Origin of the sequence: Streptomyces sp. CC224B (assembly GCF_030010595.1) — a bacterium.
In the GTDB taxonomy this organism is placed as follows: Bacteria; Actinomycetota; Actinomycetes; order Streptomycetales; family Streptomycetaceae; genus Streptomyces; species Streptomyces longispororuber.
Map to the genome: position 1 here is coordinate 55,314 of NZ_JASCXL010000001.1, position 15,830 is coordinate 71,143.

Genomic DNA, 15,830 nt, shown 5'->3' on the forward strand with positions numbered 1-15,830 from the left:
CGATCAAGGCCTGCGCGGGTGGCGGGGGGTGTGCTAGTGCTCGCGGCGGGCCCGCTCATCAGCTTCGATCATGGCCAGCCAGCGCTTCTGCTCCTGCTCGCTCATGGCGCCGAGGTGGCCCAGGATGATCCGCACGGTACCGCCGTAGCCGGCGAGCTCGGTGGCCCGGTACTCGAGCCACTGCTCTGCGGCTGCTTCCTTGATGCGCTCCTCCGTCTTGCCGAGGGCTGCGGCGATGGCGCGCATCTGGACGGGGTTGGGTGCCGAGGCGGGAGGGTTCTTGACGAGCTTTTGGAAGTACTGCCAGGAGATCTTTTCGCCGGTCGTCTTGTCCACTGCGGCTTTGCCGAGCTGACGCAGCGTCTTGCCGCTGTCGAGGGCTTCCTGGATGAGTCGGGAGAGTGCACCTGCCGGGGCGGCCTCGGCCGTGCCGGAGGTCGGCGCGGCAGTCGCTGCCGTCATGTCCTCGTGATCCTCTCGCTTCACTCTTCCACCGGGTGTTTCTGTCTGTGGGGGATGGCGTCGGGAAAGTTGCAGGTCAGTCGCTACAACCTTCCTCGTTTGTAGACGAAGCGTCTACAGATCAATGTTATCTGGCCAGAAATTTTGCCGAGATCCGACATTAGGGTGACCCAATTTGTAGACAAGCTGGCGCGCAGTGTGGTCAACTGGGAACCAGTCAAGGCCACTCCGTCCCACTGGAGATCCGTTGAGCCACGTCCGCTACACGCTCAAAGATCCAGAGAAGTTCAGATGGCTCATGGAGAACCCCGGCCGCGGCGCCCCGTACTCCGTGCGCACCCTCGCCGAAGCGAGTGGCTGCAGTCGACCGCTGATCCAGAAGCTTGCTGGTGGAGCTCAGTCCACGGCTAGCGTCCACGACGCGCATGCCCTCGCGGAGGCCCTCGGTGTCGCCGTGCTCGTCATTTTCATGCCACCGGTGACGCCAAATCGCGTCACTTCGACTACGAACGATATGACACGACAGGAGTAACCGTGCCTCGAACTCCGAGCTACCCCCAGGACCCTCCGCCCGGCCACGTCTGGGCCGACGGAGCCTCCAGGCTCACCGGACGCTCCATCGAGCAGCTCTACAAGGACCGGCAGGCACAAAAGCAGGGCAGCACGAACCACGGCCCCAAGTCGGTCACCCTCGGCGCCCGCAAGGCCGCCTGGAGGATCGCCGACATCGAAGCCTGGCTGGCCGAACAGGGGTACGTCGCTCCCGCCCCCGAGCACCTACATGACGGCCGTCCGCACGAGCCCCGCCGGTCGCGCCGCAAGCGCGCCGCACGGCCCGCAGAGGCCGAAGACGCCAGGCCACGCGCCGCTGCCTGAGGCGGTATGCGGCCCCAACCGCCGGGCTTCCACACACCGGCAGCCGGGGCCTTCGAGATCCACCTTCACCACTGAGAAGAAAGGGGACCCCGTGTCTCCATCATCCACTGAGTCGCGTGAGGTCGTGAAACTGGACCTGTCCGTCGGCTCCATCCACACCACCCTCGTCGACGGCCAGCCGCACATCGTGCTGAAGCCGGCAGTCGACGAGCTGGGGCTCGACTACTCCACCCAGCTCGCCAAGCTGCGCAGCCGGTCGTGGGCAACTGTGGGGCAGAGCCCCATGGTCGCTGAGGACGGCAGGACCCGCAGCATGACCGTCGTCCCGGTCCGCACCTTCCTGATGCTGCTGGCGACGGTCAACGAGAACCGCGTCGCCGACGAGGTTCGCCCAACGCTGATCGCCTTCCAGAACGAGACGGCGGACGCGATCGAGGCGTACTGGACCGCAGGCGCCGCCCTCAACCCGCGTGCCAGTGAGGAACAGCTGGATGCGCTGATCTCGCGGGCGAAGCAGCAGGCCGAAGTGCTGTCGATCCTGGCACCGATCGTCTCGCCGGAGTGGCTGGAGACGAAGGGACGCCTGGTCGCGGCCCGCGCGCTGGGGGAGGAGCCGGAAGTCGACCCGCTGGAGGTCCCGCTGTACGTGCCGGACTTCCTCAAGGGGAAGGGCTTGAAGCGGCGGGAGATCGAGTCGGTGCAGTCCTGGTTCGGTCGGCGTGCCGCGGCTGTGTATGAGGAGCGGCACGGGGAGAAGCCGGGGAAGCGGCAGTCGGAGATGCCGAACGGCGCGGTGCGGGAGACGTTCGCGTGGACGGAGCGGCACCGTCCGGTCTTCGACGAGGTCTGGGACAGCTTCTACGCGCACCGGTATCCCACCCAGCTCGGGATCGGCGGTGCCAGCTATGAGTGATCTGTTCGAGGAGATTATTGCCGGGGCGGATCTGCGGCCGTTGTGGTCGCGGCTGTTCGACGAGTCCGAGCAGGAGTTGCTGGCCGGTCGGCCGGAGGGCTTCAACGTCGAGGACATCGGGCGTGGAGCGTGGGCTCGGCTGGCGTCGGATGAGGAGCGCAAGACGGCGCTGGATGCCCTGTTCTACGCGTACTGGTCCGTGGTGATGGTGGAGCAGGAGGAGCGGGAGCGGTACGAGAAGGCCCGCGAGGCGGCGCTGGTACGTCCCGAGGATGTGCGCGGCCTGCTGCTCGATCTGAGTGTCGACTCGGACAACCGGTCGGTGTTCGTGGACCGGTTCGCGCTGCGCCGGGTGCTGGGGGAGCTGGAGCGCCTGCAGGGGCGTAACGAGCTGCTGGAGCGTCTGTCGGAAGGCGGTGCGTCATGAGCGTGGTGCGGGATGCGATCGGCTGGCGGGCCCGGCTGGACCCGGCGGAGCGGAAGGTTCTGGTGGAGGAGCTGGGGGGCGTGGTCCTCGACCTGTACCGGGGCGCCCCGGCGGATGAGGTTCTCGACGGGGTGTCGCGGGTGCTGACCGAGTGGGGGGAGATGTCGGCGGTCCCGGACCGGATCCGGCCCGGCGACGTCGTCACCCTGCGGGATGTCGAGGGTGGTGGCCGCGATGACTGACCGCCTGTCGCCGCAGCGCGAAGCCGAGATCGCCGCGCGCGAAAACGCCGCCACACCTGGCCCCTGGGGGACTTACGAGTATGGCGGCGGGAGCCTCCTTGAGATCGCCGCCGACCTGCAGGAGACGGGATGCGGATACCGCGCCCGCCGAAGCATCGCCCGCTTGGAGGATGAGCCTCTCGACAACGACCCGGCCCACAAGGAGTGGACGGAAGGGGAGGACTGGACGCAGGTCAAGAGCGACGCTGCGTTTGTCGCTCACGCTCGTGAGGACGTGCCCGCGCTCATCGCCGAGTTGGCTGCGGTCCGCACCGAACGCGACGAGGCGCGCACCGACCTGGCGAAGTACGTCGGCCACGAGCCGACGATCGCCGAGGAAATGACCTACCTTCGCCGCTGCCTCGCCGACGTGCGCGCCGTGTGCGACAAGGCCGAAAGGGACTCTCTCCGCTGGGAGCACCCGCTGCCTGTGCCGGAGTGGGTGCACGTCGTCCGCGAGGCCGCCGACGGCGTTCGTCCTCCGGGTCAAGGGCGGACAGGCGACGTGGTCCAGTACGGCATCCGCATTCCTGACGGGAGCGTGCTGAACAGCACGGTCACCGATCTCGTCGAGCAGGGGAACCGGCTGGTGCGGTACCGCGACTGCTGGCCGGACGCGGTGCTGGTGCAGCGGTCCGTGTTCCACGGCGAGTGGACGGAGGTCGGGCCATGACGACGATCGGTTTCCCGCCGCGGTCCCCGGAGTCGTGGGACCGGCCTGCCGCCGAGGTGGCGGCGGAGGCGAGGCGGCTGCTGGAGGCGCGTCGTCATGAGGCGTCGGTGGCGGAGCAGCGGCACCTCGTCGACCCGCTGGAGGGCGCGTTCGCCCGGCTGGCGTGCGAGCACCCCGAGACCTGCGCCTGCGACGGCGACTACCCCGGCTGGGCCGAGCAGCTCGCCGCCCGCGCCACCACCAACCACCGCCCTAGGGAGGCGTCATGACTGGTCCCGAGCACTACCGGCGGGCGGAGTCCTTGCTCGAGCAGCTACGCAAGGCGCACGCGTCGCTGACGGAGACGGTGAAGCCCGAACGGGCGGCGGCCGTGATGGCGGAGGCGCAGGTGCACGCGACGCTCGCTCTCGCCGCCGCCACCGCAGACCACGTCGCCACGGTCGCTTTGGCTCACGGCATCAGCGGCGTGGTGGTCGAGGAGTGGGCTGGCGTCATCGCCGCGAAGGGCGGTGACGGGTCATGACTGCTCAGATCATCGGTGGCTTGCTGTACGACCTCGGCGACAGCCCGGTCGGCGCCCGGTACAGCCGGGGCGAGGACGGCATGCCGATCCAGCAGCTGGTGCTCGGCACGCGTGAGGGTGACTTGCGGCTGTCGATCTCCCTGACGACGACGTCGGTCGGGCGTATCGACGAGCTGATCGAGACGCTCGCCCGTATCCGCGACGACAAGATCCGCCAGGAGCGGATCAAGACGCTGCCGGAGGTGGCGTGATGACCGCGGCCATCGATCTCGCAGCGCTGCCGCCGACCGGCCTTGTCGTGCCCGGTATCGCCGCCTGGCTCGGCCACTCCGAGCCGGCCGCTGCCGAGGAGCCGGCTGACGCCTACGACGCCTACCTCGAACAGCTCAGCACGGAGGCGTCGTGACCACGCCGCTCGATCCCCGCCCCCGCGCGGACATCGAAGAGGACGCCTTAGCCCGCGCCGACCTCATCGCCCACGAGGCGTTCGGCAGGGACGAGTCCCGGTGGTCCGCCGCTCAAGTCGACGGATACCTGACCGCAATCACCACCGTCCACCAGGCCTACACCCCGGACTACACGAACTCGATCATCTCCGGGCTGACCGAGACCTACAGCGACTTCGACGCCCGCATGACCGCACGGGAAGGGAGGACGACCGCATGAAGGACGACGCCGTGCCCGAGCGGGGGCTCGCCGGGCAACCGGATCCGCTGCCCCTGGCCAGCCTGGACGAGTTCCTGGCAACCGCGGCCGAGGGCGCCGAGCTGGGGTTGCTCTACAGCCTCGGGCTCGGGCACCTGGACGAGGGAGGCGAGTCATGACTCGGCTCGCCCGCGGTTGCGGCAGGCACCGCAGTAAGAGCCGGGCAGAACTGCGGGCCGAGCTCCGCGTCGCCTACGGAACGATCAGCGGGCTGCTCGACCAGAACACCCGGCTGCGCGACGCGCACTGCGAGCTGGAGGCGCAGCTCGAGCAGGCGGGCACCGACTACGCCGGCGCCTTGGAAGAGCTGCAGCGGTCCCAGACGAAGATCGAGCAACTGCGGGGGCGGGTCCGCCAGGCCGTGCAGGAAGCGACGGATCTGCGGCTGCAGCTGGCCCCGTACCTGGCGGCGGAAGCGAACGCCACCTCGATCACCGTGCCGCCGATGTGCCGCGACACGTCCCACCCCGACGACCAGGCCACCGACCCGCACGGCATCAACGTGCGACCCCTGTGGGAGGCGCTCGGTGTCGGCGCCGTCGTGATCCTCGACAGCCTGCACGCCGCTGATCCCGAGCACGTCCTCCGCCCGTCGTGGGCGCGGGAGGGCCCGGAGCCGACGCCGGCCGCCTGAGACTGCCGGGCTCGCTGGATGGACAGCGGCCAGCGAGTCCAGCCACCAACCACCACCCATAGACGCGGCGTCGAGCCCCCTTCGGCTCCACCGCAGCCAGGGCCGCCGCGCCCCCCGTTCCGCGGCGGCCCTGGCCCTCCACACCCGAAAGCGAGAACCATGAGCACCACAAGCCCCACCATTCCCGCCGAAACCGCCCGGCACGTGCTGTGGCACTTCGGGCAGGAAGGCGGCCACCGGCCCGGCAGCTTCACCCAGCGGCTCATGGAGACCTTCGCCGCCGCCGACATGCCCAACACAGCGAAGCTCGCCAACGCCTACCCGGACTACGCCGCCGCGTTCCTCGCCGCCCAGTACGACCCGGACGGCATCACCGCCCTCCAGCGCATCGCGTCCGGCCAGGCGCCCCTGAGCTGCCGGTGCGGCGACACAGCCGGGCCGTTCGCCGTGAGCGGCCTCTGCGAGGACTGCGCTGGCGGCGCCGCATGACCGCCGCGGTGGAGGCCGAGGCGCCCGCCCTGGGTCTGCACGCGGATCTGTCCAACGAGGCCTACCACGCTGATAAGACGTCGCTGTCCTCGTCCGGTGCCCGCAGGCTGCTCCCGCCGTCCTGTCCCGCGAAGTTCCGGTACGAGCAGGACAATCCGCAGCCGCCGTCCAAGACGTTCGATCACGGCAACGCTGCCCACAAGACCGTCCTGGGCAACGGGCCCGACCTCGAAGTTGTGCCTGGCGCCCGCTGGGACACGAGCGCGGCCAAGGCGAAGATCGCCGAGATTCGTGAGCGCGGGGGCATCCCGCTGAAGCAGCACGACTTCGACATGGTCCAGGCGATGGCCGAAGCCATCCGCCGCCACCCGCTCGCGGCAGCCCTCCTCGACCCCGCCTACGGGGCCCCGGAGCAGTCCGGGTTCTGGATTGACGAGGCCTCCGGGATCCGCTGCCGCGTCCGCTTCGACTGGCTGCCCTCCATCCAGCAAGGCCGCTTGATCATCCCCGACTACAAGACCACCGCCGACGCCAGCAACGCGGCGATGCAGAAGGACATCGACAAGTACGGCTACCACCAGCAAGCCGACTGGTACGAAACCGGCTCCCGAGCCCTCGGCCTCGGTGACCGCAGCGCCGAACTCCTCCTCATCGCACAGGAGAAGAAGCCGCCCTACGCGGTCAACGTCATCGGCATCCCCCTCGGCTCCCGGCTCATCGCCGCCGCCAAGAACCGGGCCGCGATCGACACCTTCGCCGAGTGCACGAGCACCGGCATCTGGCCCGGCTACGCCGACAACGAACCCAACTACATCGAACTCCCCGGCTACGCAGAGAACCGCGACAAGGAGCTCTACCTCTCATGAACTTCCCTCTCCAGCAGGCCCAGGGCCCTGACCGCATCGGGCAGTCGACCGCCGTCGAGCAGTCCCGCGCCGTCGCTGAAGTCCAGGCCGCCATCTACGTGGCCCGCCAGTTCCCGCGCGACGTCGGCCGCTCCCGCGCCGCCATGCAGGCCGCCTGCGGCTCCCTGAGCCTTGCCGAGAAGGCCTTCTACAAGTTCCCGAGGGCCGGCGGCGCCGTAGAGGGATCGACGATCCACCTCGCCAAGACCCTCGCCCAGACGTGGGGCAACATCCAGTACGGCGTCTCCGAGATGCGGCGCGACGACCAGTACCGCCAGTCCGAGATGCAGGCCTGGGCGTGGGACGTCGAGGCCAACACCCGCCACGTCCTCACGTTCATCGTCCCGCACGCCAAGTTTGCCAAGGGCAAGGTCGAAGCCCTCATCGACCTGCGCGACATCTACGAGAACAACGCCAACAACGGCGCCCGCCGCCTCCGCGAGGCGATCTTCGCGGTGATCCCGGACTTCTTCATCGGCGAGGCCGAAGAACTGTGCAGGGAGACCATCGCCAAGGGCGACGGCAAGCCCCTCCCGGAGCGCATCGACGGCGCCATCAAGGTCTTCCAGCAGCTCGGCGTCAACGCCGACCGCCTCGAGCAGAAGCTCGGCCGCCCCCGCGCGCAGTGGAACGGTGCCGACATCGCACAGCTCCTGATCACCCACAAGTCGATCCAGCGCCGTGAGATCGCCGTCGACGAAGCGTTCCCGCAGGCCCGCATCACCGGCAGCGAGATCAAGAAGAACGCGGGCGGCGGCAAGCAGCAGACCCCGCCCGACGAGGACCCCTGGGCCGGAGAGCCCCCCAAGTAGCCCGCGCACGCCTGAGCCGCCCGCGGGCGAATCGCGGGCGGCTCTCACACCAAGGAGACCACACGATGCCTCAGCTCCTCGTTCAGATTGGCGGCGAGACTCTGCCGCTCCGCTCCTGCCACTGGGTCCTCTTCGGGCCGGACGACTGCGCCTACGCCTCCGAGTACGGCGATGCAGCCGCTGGCCCCGAGGAGGCGCACCGGAACTTCACCCCGCGTGTGCGGGAGCGGGACCGGCAGACCCGGCAGGGCTACCACGTCGAACTCCTCAGCAAGAAGCAGTGGCGGGAGCAAGCCGGGCCCTGCTTCTACGGCACCTGCACCCACCAGCCCACCCGGTCCGAGGCGGTGGCCCGGTGACGCAGCAGCTGCAGTTCCCCGAGCCCGTCCCGGGGGCCATCTCCCCGGCCGCGGGCGAGGCGGCGAAGGCCGACGGGATAGCCCGCGCGACCGCGAACACGAGCCCGGACTGGGCGACCGCCTGCCGCGCGGCGATCGAACTCATGGCCCGCCGCGGCACCCCCTTCCAGGCCGCTGACCTCATCACCGAAGGCCTCGTCGACGAACCCGACCACCCCGCCCGCTGGGGAGCCGCTTTCAACGGCGCCGCCCGCGCCGGAGTCATCGAGCAAGCCGGCTACGTCAGGTCGAAGCGCGCCACCGTGCACGGCTCCATCTGCAAGCAGTGGAAAGGCACCGCCGCCGCAAGGAGGGCCGCCGCATGAAGTCTCCCGTCCCGTACTTCGGCGGCAAGCAGCGCATCGCCCCCTGGATCGTGTCGCTGCTGCCCGACCACGACCACTACGTCGAGCCGTTCTGCGGCGGCCTCTCAGTTCTCCTGGCGAAGGCGCCGACACGGATGGAGACCGTCAACGACCTCGACGGCGAACTCATGACGTTCTGGCGGGTCCTGCGAGACGAGCCCGAGCGTCTGCTCCGCGCCTGCCTGCTCACCCCGCATTCCCGCGCCGAGCTTGCCGCTACCTGGGAGCCCGCGGCCACTGACCTCGAGCTCGCACGGCGGATTTGGTCCCGTCTAGCGCAGGGCCGATCCGGGACACTGCGCAACACCGGCTGGCGGCACTACATCGACCCTGCCGGATCCGCGACGTCGATGCCCGGCTACCTCGAGGCCTACGTCGACCGGCTTGCCGCCGCCGCGGAACGCCTGCGGGACGTGTCGCTCGAGAACCTTCCCGCCCTGGACCTGATCGGCAAGTACGGCAAGCAGCCCAGAGTGCTGCTGTACGTCGATCCGCCCTACCTCGGCACCACGCGCGGGTGGGGCAACAACTATCGCTGCGAGATGAAGACCGAGCTCGAACACCGCGAACTGGCGGCCGCGCTCGCCGACTGCAAGGCCACTGTCGTCCTCTCCGGCTATCACAGCCCGCTCTACGACGAGCTGTACCAGGGCTGGCACCGCTACGAGCAGGCATCCATGACTGGCAACGCCAAGGCAGATCGAAACCGCACCGAAGTCCTCTGGTCGAACACCCGGCTCGGGGATCAGCTCGGCCTTTTCGACGAGGAGGTCAGCGCGTGATGCACCGCATCGAGGCCGCACAGACCGTGCACGCCGCCGTCGACTGGCTGCTCGACACCCTCGCCCCCGACCGGTACGGGCTCGTCTTCCTCGTCTCCGCGGCAGCCACCTGGTGGGGCCTCAAGCTCCACGCCGCCCACCGCACCGTCGAAGCCCACCGACGCCAACTACGAGCCGAGCGCGCCGTCGTGGCCGAGGCCCACCGCATCGTCCACACCGCCGCAGCCGACCAGGACGACAGCATCCGGGAGGAGAAGCCGTGACCACCGCCATCCGCCAAGCCCCCCACCACCGCAACCTCACCTGCGTCAAGGAGTACCGCTGCCGGCGACCCGAATGCGTCGCCCGCCACAACGCCTACCAGCGACACGTCTACCGACAGAAGGGCTACGGCACCTGGCAGCCCCTCGTCGATGCCGCTCCCGCGCGGCAGCACATCGACGCCCTGCGCGAGGCGGGCCACAGCATCCCCGACATCCAGAAACAGGCGCGCGTCAGTGCCGCCACCCTCGCCCGCATCCTCTACGACGGGACCAACAAGCGGGCCGAACGGATCCGGCCCGAGGTCGCCCAGCGCATCCTGGCGGTGCCGCTCGCTCCGGCGCCCGTCAAACCGAGCACCGTCATCGACGCGACCGGCACCCGCCGCCGCCTCCAGGCCCTCATCTCCATGGGCTGGACCCTCACCGCGCTCGGCCCCCGGCTCGGCTTCCACCCGCGACGCCTCACCGACCTGCTGCACAGCGACCGCGTCCTGGCCTCCACGGCGCGCCGGATCGCCGATGGCTACCGGGTGGCGCAGACGCTCGACCCGGCCGCCCACGGGGTACCCAAGAAGTCAGCCAAGGCCTCCCGCAACCTGGCCTCCCGCGAGGGCTGGCACGGCCCTCTCGACTGGGACAACATCGACGACCCCGCGGCGAAGCCGGAGACCAGCCGCAAGCCCCGCGCCAAGGACCGCCCCCGCAAGGTCCAGGCCGACCCGGCCCGCGTCGCCCGCCTCACCGCCCAGGGCTGGTCCGCCGGCCAGATCGCCCAGGAGATCGGCTGCCACAAACGCAGCGTCGTCCGCGCACGCCGCCGGGCCGAGATGGCGGTAGCCGCATGATCACCGAGTTGTTCCGGGGCCCGGGTGGCTGGGCCGAAGGCCTGCGCATGCTGGGCCTCACCGACATCGGCCTGGAGTGGGACACCGCAGCCTGCAAGACCGCACATGCCGCCGGACACCCCACCATCCAGTGCGATGTCGCCCAGTACCCGACCGCGCCGTTCGCCGGCCGCATCACCGGGCTGATCGCCTCCCCGCCGTGCCAGGCCTGGTCGCGCGCCGGAAAGCGCGGCGGCCTTGAGGACCAGCCGCTCGTCACCCAGGCCGTGCACGCCCTCGCCGACGGCCACGACAACCGCGCCGTGGTCCGGGCCGCGTGCAGAGACAAGCGGTCCCTGCTCGCCGCGGAGCCCATGCGCTGGCTGCACGACCTGCGCCCCGGGTGGGTGTGCATGGAGGAAGTCCCCGACGTGCTGCCGCTGTGGAAGCAGTACGCCCTGTACCTGCAGCAGTGGGGCTACAGCACCTGGACAGGCATCCTCAACGCCGCCGACTACGGCGTCCCGCAGACGAGGAAGCGCGCCATCCTCATCGCCTCCCGCCTCCGCCGCGTCACCGCTCCGGACCCCACCCACGCCAAGGACCCGGCGCACGACCTGTTCGGCGAATGCCTCCAGCCATGGGTGTCCATGGCCGACGCGCTCGGCTGGGGCGCCACCGACCGGGTCGCGCCCACCGTGACAGCCGGCGGTGGGAAGACGGGCGGGGCGGAGCCGTTCCCGTCACAGGCCCGCCAGGCACTCATCAGCGCACAGGAGCGCGGAGCTTGGGTGCTGCACACCAACCGCGACCAGCGGCCCGACGGCACCCGCCAGACCACCGACCCGCACGGCGCGCCCGCCCCGTCCCTGACCGCCAAGCCCGGCGGCCAGTGGGTGCTGAAGCGCCCGGCCACCACGGTCTGCGCCACCGACCGGATCGCCCCGCCCGGCCACCGCGACCGCAGCAGCAACGGCCAGTCCCAGTACGCAAGCCCCGACACCGTCCGCATCACCGTCGCCGAAGCCGCCGTTCTCCAGTCCTTCCGCCCCGACTATCCATTCCAGGGCACGAAGACGGCGAAATTCACCCAAATTGGGAATGCCGTGCCTCCGCTCCTGGCAGCAGCCGTAGTTGGCGCTGCCACTGGCATCAACTGGCAAGCGGCCCTGCACGGAGAAGAGAGCCGCGATGTCGCTTGAGTCTCGATTCTGGGCGAAGGTCGAACGGCGTGAGGCAGACGCCTGCTGGGAGTGGAAGGGTGCACGCAACGAGCACGGCTACGGCGTAATGCGGCCCGAAGGACAGCGATCTGGGCCGACCGTGAAAGCCCACCGCGTATCGCTGCACCTGGCCGGTACCGAGGTGACGGACCGTGTCGTACTCCACTCCTGCGACAACCCGCCGTGCGTCAACCCGGCCCACCTAAGGGTCGGCACCCAGCGCGACAACGTGGCCGACATGCACGAAAAGAACCGAGGGAACCGCGGGTCGGTCAACGGTCAGGCCAAGCTCACCGAGGCCGACGTAGAACTCATCCGCCTGTGGCTGGCCCTCGGCATGTCGCAGAAGGAGCTGCGGCTCTTCTACGGCATATCCGCCGGAACCATGTCGAGCCTCGCCAATGGCAAGACGTGGCGTCACGTGGCCGTGCCGCCACGGCTCGCCGCGCACATCGTGTCAGCCGCCACCGGCATCCCGCTGCCCGCCGCCGAACCGACAGCCGCCGAGTGACCGGCCGCCAGCCCCGCGCTGGGCCAGGTGATCTCCATCGCAGCCGGTTGACCACATCACCGAGCCGCCGCATCGCTGGCCAGCACGACGAGACACCGGGTTAGCGCATGCCGCACCCGATGCAAACCCGGCGCCCGTACCGATCAAACCCGGCGCCCGCTAACGATCAACCCGTACACGACAAAGCCCCGCCGAAAGGCGGGGCCCGGAGGAGAGGAGGAGCGGGATGTCAGTCGGAATCCGGGGTGGGCTTCTTGCGGCGCACCACGACCTTGCGCTTCGGGGGAGCAGTGGGATCAGGAGCGATCTTCGCTACCCACTCGCGGGTCATGTCGGACCAGCGGGCCATGTCGGAGGGGCCTTCACCGGCCGCGCGCCACTTGATGAACAGCTCCCGCAGAGCCGCGTCGTCGCGCTCGAAGGCCGCCTTCGACCTCGCGCGCTTGCGGGCTGCGGCCCTGATCTCCTCCTCGGCAGTAGTCACGCAACACATGTTGCCATGCGCGAACACCGTTCCGCTACCAATGCGCGAACAGACACCGCGAACACCGCTTGCGAACGCTATTCTCGCATCTGGGGTCGAGAGATCACCGAGAACGAGCCGCCCTGAGGCTCTGGTTCCACGCGCCTAGATCCCGTTCAACACCCTCAGGAAGAAGCCGACGAATGCCACGCATCCGCACTGTGAAGCCCGAGTTCTGGGAAGACGAGCTCCTCGGCGTCGTGCCGCGTGATGCGCGGTTGCTGTTCATCGCCACGTTCAACATGGCCGATGACGAGGGGATCCTGCGCTGGACGCCGGCGTACATCAAGGCGCAAGCGTTCATGTACGACGACGACCTGGGCCCCAAAGAAGTCGATCAGCTCATGCGGACCCTCACCGACACAGGCCTGATCTTCCCCTACGTGGGGGGAGTGGCCCGCCAGCAGATGGCGGTGGTGGTCAACTTCCGCAAGCACCAGCGGATCAACCGGCCGCAGAAGAGCAAGCTGCCGCCGCCGTCGACGGGTGCCTGGCAGGTGCGGGAGATGTACGCGCGCCGTGATGGGTGGGTGTGCCAGCTGTGCGGCGGGGAAATCCCGCGGCGGCTGGTCGTCAACGATGATCACAACCTCTGGGTTGATCACATCCGGCCGGTGGCCGCTGGGGGTACTGATCATCCGTCCAATGTCCGTGCGGTGCACCGGGTGTGCGGTCGGAGTCGGGCGGAGGCTCCCGATGGGGAGGGCTTCGTTCCGCCCATGGGGCTGGCAGGCATTGAGGATTCACTGAACGATTCACTGAATCGTTCAGTGAATGACCCCGTGAAGGAATCTCACTTTCCGTCGAACTCTGATGCTCCCACGGATACCGACAGTGAGTTTTCTTCCATGAACCATTCACTGACGGAAGGGAAGGGAAAGGAAGGGAACAGGGAAGGGAAGGGAACCCCCCCTACCCCCCGGCAGTCGTCCGGCAACCCCACCGTCACGCAGACGGGCGAGAGGGCCATCGAAGACCGGATGACCGACGCCTTCCTCAAGCGCTACGCCCGCGGCAACGCCTACAAGCAACGACAGGTGCGCCAGGTCGTCGCCGACGCCCTCGCCAACGGCACCGACGCCAGCGAGCTGTGGCGCGCCCTCGAGCGGCTCGGCTCCCTCTCAAAGCCGATCAGCGCCGGAACCCTCCAGTTCGCCTTCTCCGAGATCCGGCAAGCCCAGAACGCCTCCAATGTCATCGCCCTGCCCGGGCAGATCCTGACCGGCACCGACGCCAAGGTCGCCGGCTGGGCCGCCATCGCCGACCAACTTCGCGAGCAAGGAGACTCCGCATGAACCCGACCGAGGCGGCTGAGCTTCTCGGCCACGCCGCCGCCTTCGACAACCGCACCCCGTCTGCTGCCGCCGCCGTCGCGTGGTCCGCCGCGCTTGAGGACGTGCCGCTGGACGCCGACGCCAAAGCCGCGGTCGCCGCCTACTACCGGACTCCGCCGCAGAACCCCAGCGAGCGCCTGTGGATCTTGCCGCATCACGTCCGTACCCTCCGCTCCAAGATCCGGTCGGCGCGGCTGGAGAACTTCCAGTACGAGCCGGTAGCCGACGAGACCCCGGCCGAGTACCTGGCCCGCTACCGCGGCCAGGTCCAGGCGATCGCCTCCGGACGGATAGCCGCCCCGTCAGGCCGCCCGGCGCTGGAGGGCGGGCTGTCGCGGGCGTTCACCGCCGGGCTCGAGGCCCGTGGCTGGCAGGTCGGCCGCGACGTGCCCGACGACGAGGAAGCCCTCGTGGAGACCGTCCGCCGTTCCGGCCCGCTCGGCGTGGAATGCCCGGCGTGCCAGGCGGCGATCGGCAGGCCGTGCAAGACGCCGGGCGGGTCCGAGAAGCAGCCGCTGGGCAAGCCGCGCACCAAGCCGCACAGCGCCCGCCTGCGCGCCGCGGACGGTCAGACCGAGGCGAGCGCCGCCGAGCGGACCGAGCAGGAGCAGCGGATCCGGCAGATGTCCGCCCAGCACCTCGCCCGCGAAGCCGAGGACATCCCCGACGCCGTGATCGTCGATGAGGAGGCCGCGTCGTGAGCGATGCCCAGATCCCGGACGACGACGGCATCCAGGTCGACGACGTCAAGGCCGTCCGTCGTGAGGGCCGCGCCGAGCTGCGGGCGCTGCTGCGGGCGCAGATCGACATCGGCCGGGCACGCCGTGCACAGACCCCGAAGCCCGCGGCGCCGCCTGCACCGCCCGGACACCGGCCCGGCGCCTGGCCCACAGGCAGCTCACCCCCGGGGCCGCCGCCGGACTGGCAGATCCCCGCCCCGGTGTGGCGGGCAGCCGCCCGGCACTACAGCAACCAGCTCCACCGCCCCGACCAGCCCTGCGACTGCGGCAACTGCCCCGAGGAGACCCGATGAGCCCCGCACCCGAGTTCAGCAACGAGCGATGGAAGTACATCTGCGCCGCTGCAGGCGTGAACGTCGAGACCGTTACCGACGCGTTTGGCCGCACTGACATTCGCATCGACCGGCCCGGTATGGAGCGCCTGCGGGACTTCGCCCAGTCGCTGGGCCAGACCGACGTCGCCGACTTTTTCGCCCGCTGCCTGAATGCAGGAGGCCAGCGATGACGATCCGTTCCGGTGCCCCGATGCCCGAGAGCCTTCGGCACTCCATGCGCGCCAGCCAGCACCCCGCCCGGTCTGTGCCGTGCCCGCACTGCGGGGCTGCCGCCCACCAGCCGTGTGGCCTGCGAACCCGCAACCAGCGGCTCGTTCAGCCGCATCCGCAGCGGGTTTCGGCGTGGGCGCAGGCGACGGCGTGCTGTCCCGCCTGCCAGGTCGCTCCGTCCACGCCCTGCCACGACGAGGGCCGGGCCCGCGCCACCGTCCACGCCCGCCGCCAGCAGGAAGCCGAGGAGACCGCCGCATGAGCGCCTACCAGCGGCTGATGGCCGAGGCCCTGCCGACGGGGACGTTCGGGCACGCGGAGCTTCCGTGCCCCCGTCGCACCGGACGGGCTCCGAGTTGGTCGGCGGAGGAGCAGGCCGCGCACGTCGCCGAGCTGGAGGCGGAGCTGGACCGGCTCGAAGGCCGCGGCACCGGCAAGCTACGGCTCCAGGTGATCGACGGGCAGGCCGCGTGAGACCGCACGTTGAACGGCGCCCGCCCTGCGGGTGACCGGCCCGCCCGGCTGCGAGCCCGCAACCGCCTCTCTGGCGCCCTCGGAGCCGCCCGGGGCCCCCTCAGTCGCCCCGAACGCTCCTAGGCCGCCTGAGGGGCGTACAGGACTT

28 protein-coding genes are annotated in these 15,830 nt (G+C 69.8%); 26 read left to right on the forward strand and 2 right to left on the reverse strand.

Annotated features, from left to right (window positions below; genetic code table 11):
- Positions 1–33 precede the first annotated feature (33 nt).
- Positions 34–462 carry a hypothetical protein gene (locus tag QK440_RS00220; RefSeq protein ID WP_282790829.1) on the reverse strand — a complete coding sequence of 143 codons (429 nt, stop codon included), beginning with the start codon at positions 460–462 and terminating at the stop codon, positions 34–36.
- A gap of 1,000 nt (positions 463–1,462) precedes the next feature.
- On the opposite strand from QK440_RS00220, the gene QK440_RS00225 reads away from it, so the two are divergent.
- The 21 genes from QK440_RS00225 to QK440_RS00325 all read left to right on the forward strand — a co-directional run bounded on the left by QK440_RS00225 (position 1,463) and on the right by QK440_RS00325 (position 12,066).
- Positions 1,463–2,251, forward strand: coding sequence for a phage antirepressor N-terminal domain-containing protein (locus QK440_RS00225; RefSeq protein WP_282790830.1), 789 nt, complete (start codon positions 1,463–1,465; stop codon positions 2,249–2,251).
- Positions 2,244–2,678 (forward strand): hypothetical protein, encoded by a 435-nt coding sequence (locus tag QK440_RS00230; RefSeq protein WP_282790831.1) that lies wholly within the window; start codon positions 2,244–2,246, stop codon positions 2,676–2,678. The genes QK440_RS00225 and QK440_RS00230 overlap by 8 nt, the downstream gene beginning before the upstream one ends.
- Positions 2,675–2,920 (forward strand): hypothetical protein, encoded by a 246-nt coding sequence (locus tag QK440_RS00235; protein WP_282790832.1) that lies wholly within the window; start codon positions 2,675–2,677, stop codon positions 2,918–2,920. Before QK440_RS00230 ends, QK440_RS00235 begins: the two co-directional genes overlap by 4 nt.
- Complete coding sequence (locus tag QK440_RS00240) at positions 2,913–3,632, forward strand: hypothetical protein (protein ID WP_282790833.1); 720 nt, start codon at positions 2,913–2,915, stop codon at positions 3,630–3,632. Before QK440_RS00235 ends, QK440_RS00240 begins: the two co-directional genes overlap by 8 nt.
- Entirely contained in the window at positions 3,629–3,901 is a 273-nt protein-coding gene (locus QK440_RS00245; RefSeq protein WP_282790834.1) for a hypothetical protein, read from the forward strand. Before QK440_RS00240 ends, QK440_RS00245 begins: the two co-directional genes overlap by 4 nt.
- Positions 3,898–4,155 carry a hypothetical protein gene (locus QK440_RS00250; protein WP_282790835.1) on the forward strand — a complete coding sequence of 86 codons (258 nt, stop codon included), beginning with the start codon at positions 3,898–3,900 and terminating at the stop codon, positions 4,153–4,155. Before QK440_RS00245 ends, QK440_RS00250 begins: the two co-directional genes overlap by 4 nt.
- Positions 4,152–4,406 (forward strand): hypothetical protein, encoded by a 255-nt coding sequence (locus tag QK440_RS00255; RefSeq protein WP_282790836.1) that lies wholly within the window; start codon positions 4,152–4,154, stop codon positions 4,404–4,406. The genes QK440_RS00250 and QK440_RS00255 overlap by 4 nt, the downstream gene beginning before the upstream one ends.
- Positions 4,406–4,561 (forward strand): hypothetical protein, encoded by a 156-nt coding sequence (locus QK440_RS00260; protein WP_282790837.1) that lies wholly within the window; start codon positions 4,406–4,408, stop codon positions 4,559–4,561. Before QK440_RS00255 ends, QK440_RS00260 begins: the two co-directional genes overlap by 1 nt.
- Positions 4,558–4,821 (forward strand): hypothetical protein, encoded by a 264-nt coding sequence (locus tag QK440_RS00265; protein ID WP_282790838.1) that lies wholly within the window; start codon positions 4,558–4,560, stop codon positions 4,819–4,821. The genes QK440_RS00260 and QK440_RS00265 overlap by 4 nt, the downstream gene beginning before the upstream one ends.
- Positions 4,818–4,979 carry a hypothetical protein gene (locus QK440_RS00270; protein WP_282790839.1) on the forward strand — a complete coding sequence of 54 codons (162 nt, stop codon included), beginning with the start codon at positions 4,818–4,820 and terminating at the stop codon, positions 4,977–4,979. The genes QK440_RS00265 and QK440_RS00270 overlap by 4 nt, the downstream gene beginning before the upstream one ends.
- A complete protein-coding gene (locus QK440_RS00275; RefSeq protein ID WP_282790840.1) occupies positions 4,976–5,494 on the forward strand; it encodes a hypothetical protein in 519 nt (172 codons plus the stop codon). The genes QK440_RS00270 and QK440_RS00275 overlap by 4 nt, the downstream gene beginning before the upstream one ends.
- Before the next feature lie 159 nt (positions 5,495–5,653).
- On the forward strand, positions 5,654–5,983 hold the full coding sequence (locus QK440_RS00280) for a hypothetical protein (RefSeq protein ID WP_282790841.1): 330 nt from the start codon (positions 5,654–5,656) through the stop codon (positions 5,981–5,983).
- Entirely contained in the window at positions 5,980–6,849 is an 870-nt protein-coding gene (locus tag QK440_RS00285) for a PD-(D/E)XK nuclease-like domain-containing protein (RefSeq protein ID WP_282790842.1), read from the forward strand. Before QK440_RS00280 ends, QK440_RS00285 begins: the two co-directional genes overlap by 4 nt.
- On the forward strand, positions 6,846–7,700 hold the full coding sequence (locus tag QK440_RS00290; RefSeq protein ID WP_282790843.1) for a hypothetical protein: 855 nt from the start codon (positions 6,846–6,848) through the stop codon (positions 7,698–7,700). The genes QK440_RS00285 and QK440_RS00290 overlap by 4 nt, the downstream gene beginning before the upstream one ends.
- A gap of 65 nt (positions 7,701–7,765) precedes the next feature.
- A complete protein-coding gene (locus QK440_RS00295; RefSeq protein ID WP_282790844.1) occupies positions 7,766–8,059 on the forward strand; it encodes a hypothetical protein in 294 nt (97 codons plus the stop codon).
- Complete coding sequence (locus QK440_RS00300) at positions 8,056–8,424, forward strand: hypothetical protein (RefSeq protein ID WP_282790845.1); 369 nt, start codon at positions 8,056–8,058, stop codon at positions 8,422–8,424. Before QK440_RS00295 ends, QK440_RS00300 begins: the two co-directional genes overlap by 4 nt.
- Entirely contained in the window at positions 8,421–9,245 is an 825-nt protein-coding gene (locus tag QK440_RS00305) for a DNA adenine methylase (protein WP_282790846.1), read from the forward strand. Before QK440_RS00300 ends, QK440_RS00305 begins: the two co-directional genes overlap by 4 nt.
- Positions 9,242–9,508, forward strand: a complete 267-nt coding sequence (locus tag QK440_RS00310; RefSeq protein ID WP_282790847.1) for a hypothetical protein — start codon at positions 9,242–9,244, stop codon at positions 9,506–9,508. Before QK440_RS00305 ends, QK440_RS00310 begins: the two co-directional genes overlap by 4 nt.
- A complete protein-coding gene (locus QK440_RS00315) occupies positions 9,505–10,353 on the forward strand; it encodes a helix-turn-helix domain-containing protein (RefSeq protein ID WP_282790848.1) in 849 nt (282 codons plus the stop codon). Before QK440_RS00310 ends, QK440_RS00315 begins: the two co-directional genes overlap by 4 nt.
- Positions 10,350–11,534 (forward strand): DNA cytosine methyltransferase, encoded by a 1,185-nt coding sequence (locus QK440_RS00320; RefSeq protein WP_282790849.1) that lies wholly within the window; start codon positions 10,350–10,352, stop codon positions 11,532–11,534. The genes QK440_RS00315 and QK440_RS00320 overlap by 4 nt, the downstream gene beginning before the upstream one ends.
- The gene (locus QK440_RS00325) at positions 11,524–12,066 is read left to right on the forward strand and encodes an HNH endonuclease (protein ID WP_282790850.1); all 543 of its coding nucleotides are present in this window, start codon (positions 11,524–11,526) and stop codon (positions 12,064–12,066) included. Before QK440_RS00320 ends, QK440_RS00325 begins: the two co-directional genes overlap by 11 nt.
- Positions 12,067–12,295: 229 nt before the next feature.
- Here QK440_RS00325 and QK440_RS00330 read toward each other — a convergent pair whose 3' ends face one another.
- On the reverse strand, positions 12,296–12,550 hold the full coding sequence (locus QK440_RS00330) for a hypothetical protein (RefSeq protein ID WP_282790851.1): 255 nt from the start codon (positions 12,548–12,550) through the stop codon (positions 12,296–12,298).
- 182 nt (positions 12,551–12,732) lie between these two features.
- Here QK440_RS00330 and QK440_RS00335 point away from each other — a divergent pair, with 182 nt between their 5' ends.
- From QK440_RS00335 to QK440_RS00355, 5 genes are all read left to right on the forward strand, one after another.
- Positions 12,733–13,884, forward strand: coding sequence for an HNH endonuclease signature motif containing protein (locus QK440_RS00335; protein WP_282790852.1), 1,152 nt, complete (start codon positions 12,733–12,735; stop codon positions 13,882–13,884).
- Entirely contained in the window at positions 13,881–14,624 is a 744-nt protein-coding gene (locus tag QK440_RS00340; RefSeq protein WP_282790853.1) for a hypothetical protein, read from the forward strand. Before QK440_RS00335 ends, QK440_RS00340 begins: the two co-directional genes overlap by 4 nt.
- Positions 14,621–14,956, forward strand: coding sequence for a hypothetical protein (locus tag QK440_RS00345; protein ID WP_282790854.1), 336 nt, complete (start codon positions 14,621–14,623; stop codon positions 14,954–14,956). The genes QK440_RS00340 and QK440_RS00345 overlap by 4 nt, the downstream gene beginning before the upstream one ends.
- Positions 14,953–15,168, forward strand: a complete 216-nt coding sequence (locus QK440_RS00350; protein WP_282790855.1) for a hypothetical protein — start codon at positions 14,953–14,955, stop codon at positions 15,166–15,168. The genes QK440_RS00345 and QK440_RS00350 overlap by 4 nt, the downstream gene beginning before the upstream one ends.
- Before the next feature lie 298 nt (positions 15,169–15,466).
- Positions 15,467–15,682: a hypothetical protein gene (locus QK440_RS00355; RefSeq protein WP_282790856.1), complete on the forward strand. Its 216-nt coding sequence runs from the start codon at positions 15,467–15,469 to the stop codon at positions 15,680–15,682.
- Positions 15,683–15,830 lie beyond the last annotated feature (148 nt).

Coding starts and splice junctions, on each gene's coding strand:
- QK440_RS00250 (WP_282790835.1), top strand. CDS start 3,898: ATGACTGGTCCCGAGCACTACCGGCGGGCGGAGTCCTTGCTCGAGCAG.
- QK440_RS00350 (WP_282790855.1), top strand. CDS start 14,953: ATGAGCCCCGCACCCGAGTTCAGCAACGAGCGATGGAAGTACATCTGC.
- QK440_RS00325 (WP_282790850.1), top strand. CDS start 11,524: ATGTCGCTTGAGTCTCGATTCTGGGCGAAGGTCGAACGGCGTGAGGCA.
- QK440_RS00295 (WP_282790844.1), top strand. CDS start 7,766: ATGCCTCAGCTCCTCGTTCAGATTGGCGGCGAGACTCTGCCGCTCCGC.
- QK440_RS00305 (WP_282790846.1), top strand. CDS start 8,421: ATGAAGTCTCCCGTCCCGTACTTCGGCGGCAAGCAGCGCATCGCCCCC.
- QK440_RS00260 (WP_282790837.1), top strand. CDS start 4,406: ATGACCGCGGCCATCGATCTCGCAGCGCTGCCGCCGACCGGCCTTGTC.
- QK440_RS00235 (WP_282790832.1), top strand. CDS start 2,675: ATGAGCGTGGTGCGGGATGCGATCGGCTGGCGGGCCCGGCTGGACCCG.
- QK440_RS00355 (WP_282790856.1), top strand. CDS start 15,467: ATGAGCGCCTACCAGCGGCTGATGGCCGAGGCCCTGCCGACGGGGACG.
- QK440_RS00270 (WP_282790839.1), top strand. CDS start 4,818: ATGAAGGACGACGCCGTGCCCGAGCGGGGGCTCGCCGGGCAACCGGAT.
- QK440_RS00275 (WP_282790840.1), top strand. CDS start 4,976: ATGACTCGGCTCGCCCGCGGTTGCGGCAGGCACCGCAGTAAGAGCCGG.
- QK440_RS00255 (WP_282790836.1), top strand. CDS start 4,152: ATGACTGCTCAGATCATCGGTGGCTTGCTGTACGACCTCGGCGACAGC.
- QK440_RS00230 (WP_282790831.1), top strand. CDS start 2,244: ATGAGTGATCTGTTCGAGGAGATTATTGCCGGGGCGGATCTGCGGCCG.
- QK440_RS00285 (WP_282790842.1), top strand. CDS start 5,980: ATGACCGCCGCGGTGGAGGCCGAGGCGCCCGCCCTGGGTCTGCACGCG.
- QK440_RS00290 (WP_282790843.1), top strand. CDS start 6,846: ATGAACTTCCCTCTCCAGCAGGCCCAGGGCCCTGACCGCATCGGGCAG.
- QK440_RS00240 (WP_282790833.1), top strand. CDS start 2,913: ATGACTGACCGCCTGTCGCCGCAGCGCGAAGCCGAGATCGCCGCGCGC.
- QK440_RS00220 (WP_282790829.1), bottom strand. CDS start 462: ATGACGGCAGCGACTGCCGCGCCGACCTCCGGCACGGCCGAGGCCGCC.
- QK440_RS00245 (WP_282790834.1), top strand. CDS start 3,629: ATGACGACGATCGGTTTCCCGCCGCGGTCCCCGGAGTCGTGGGACCGG.
- QK440_RS00280 (WP_282790841.1), top strand. CDS start 5,654: ATGAGCACCACAAGCCCCACCATTCCCGCCGAAACCGCCCGGCACGTG.
- QK440_RS00320 (WP_282790849.1), top strand. CDS start 10,350: ATGATCACCGAGTTGTTCCGGGGCCCGGGTGGCTGGGCCGAAGGCCTG.
- QK440_RS00335 (WP_282790852.1), top strand. CDS start 12,733: ATGCCACGCATCCGCACTGTGAAGCCCGAGTTCTGGGAAGACGAGCTC.
- QK440_RS00340 (WP_282790853.1), top strand. CDS start 13,881: ATGAACCCGACCGAGGCGGCTGAGCTTCTCGGCCACGCCGCCGCCTTC.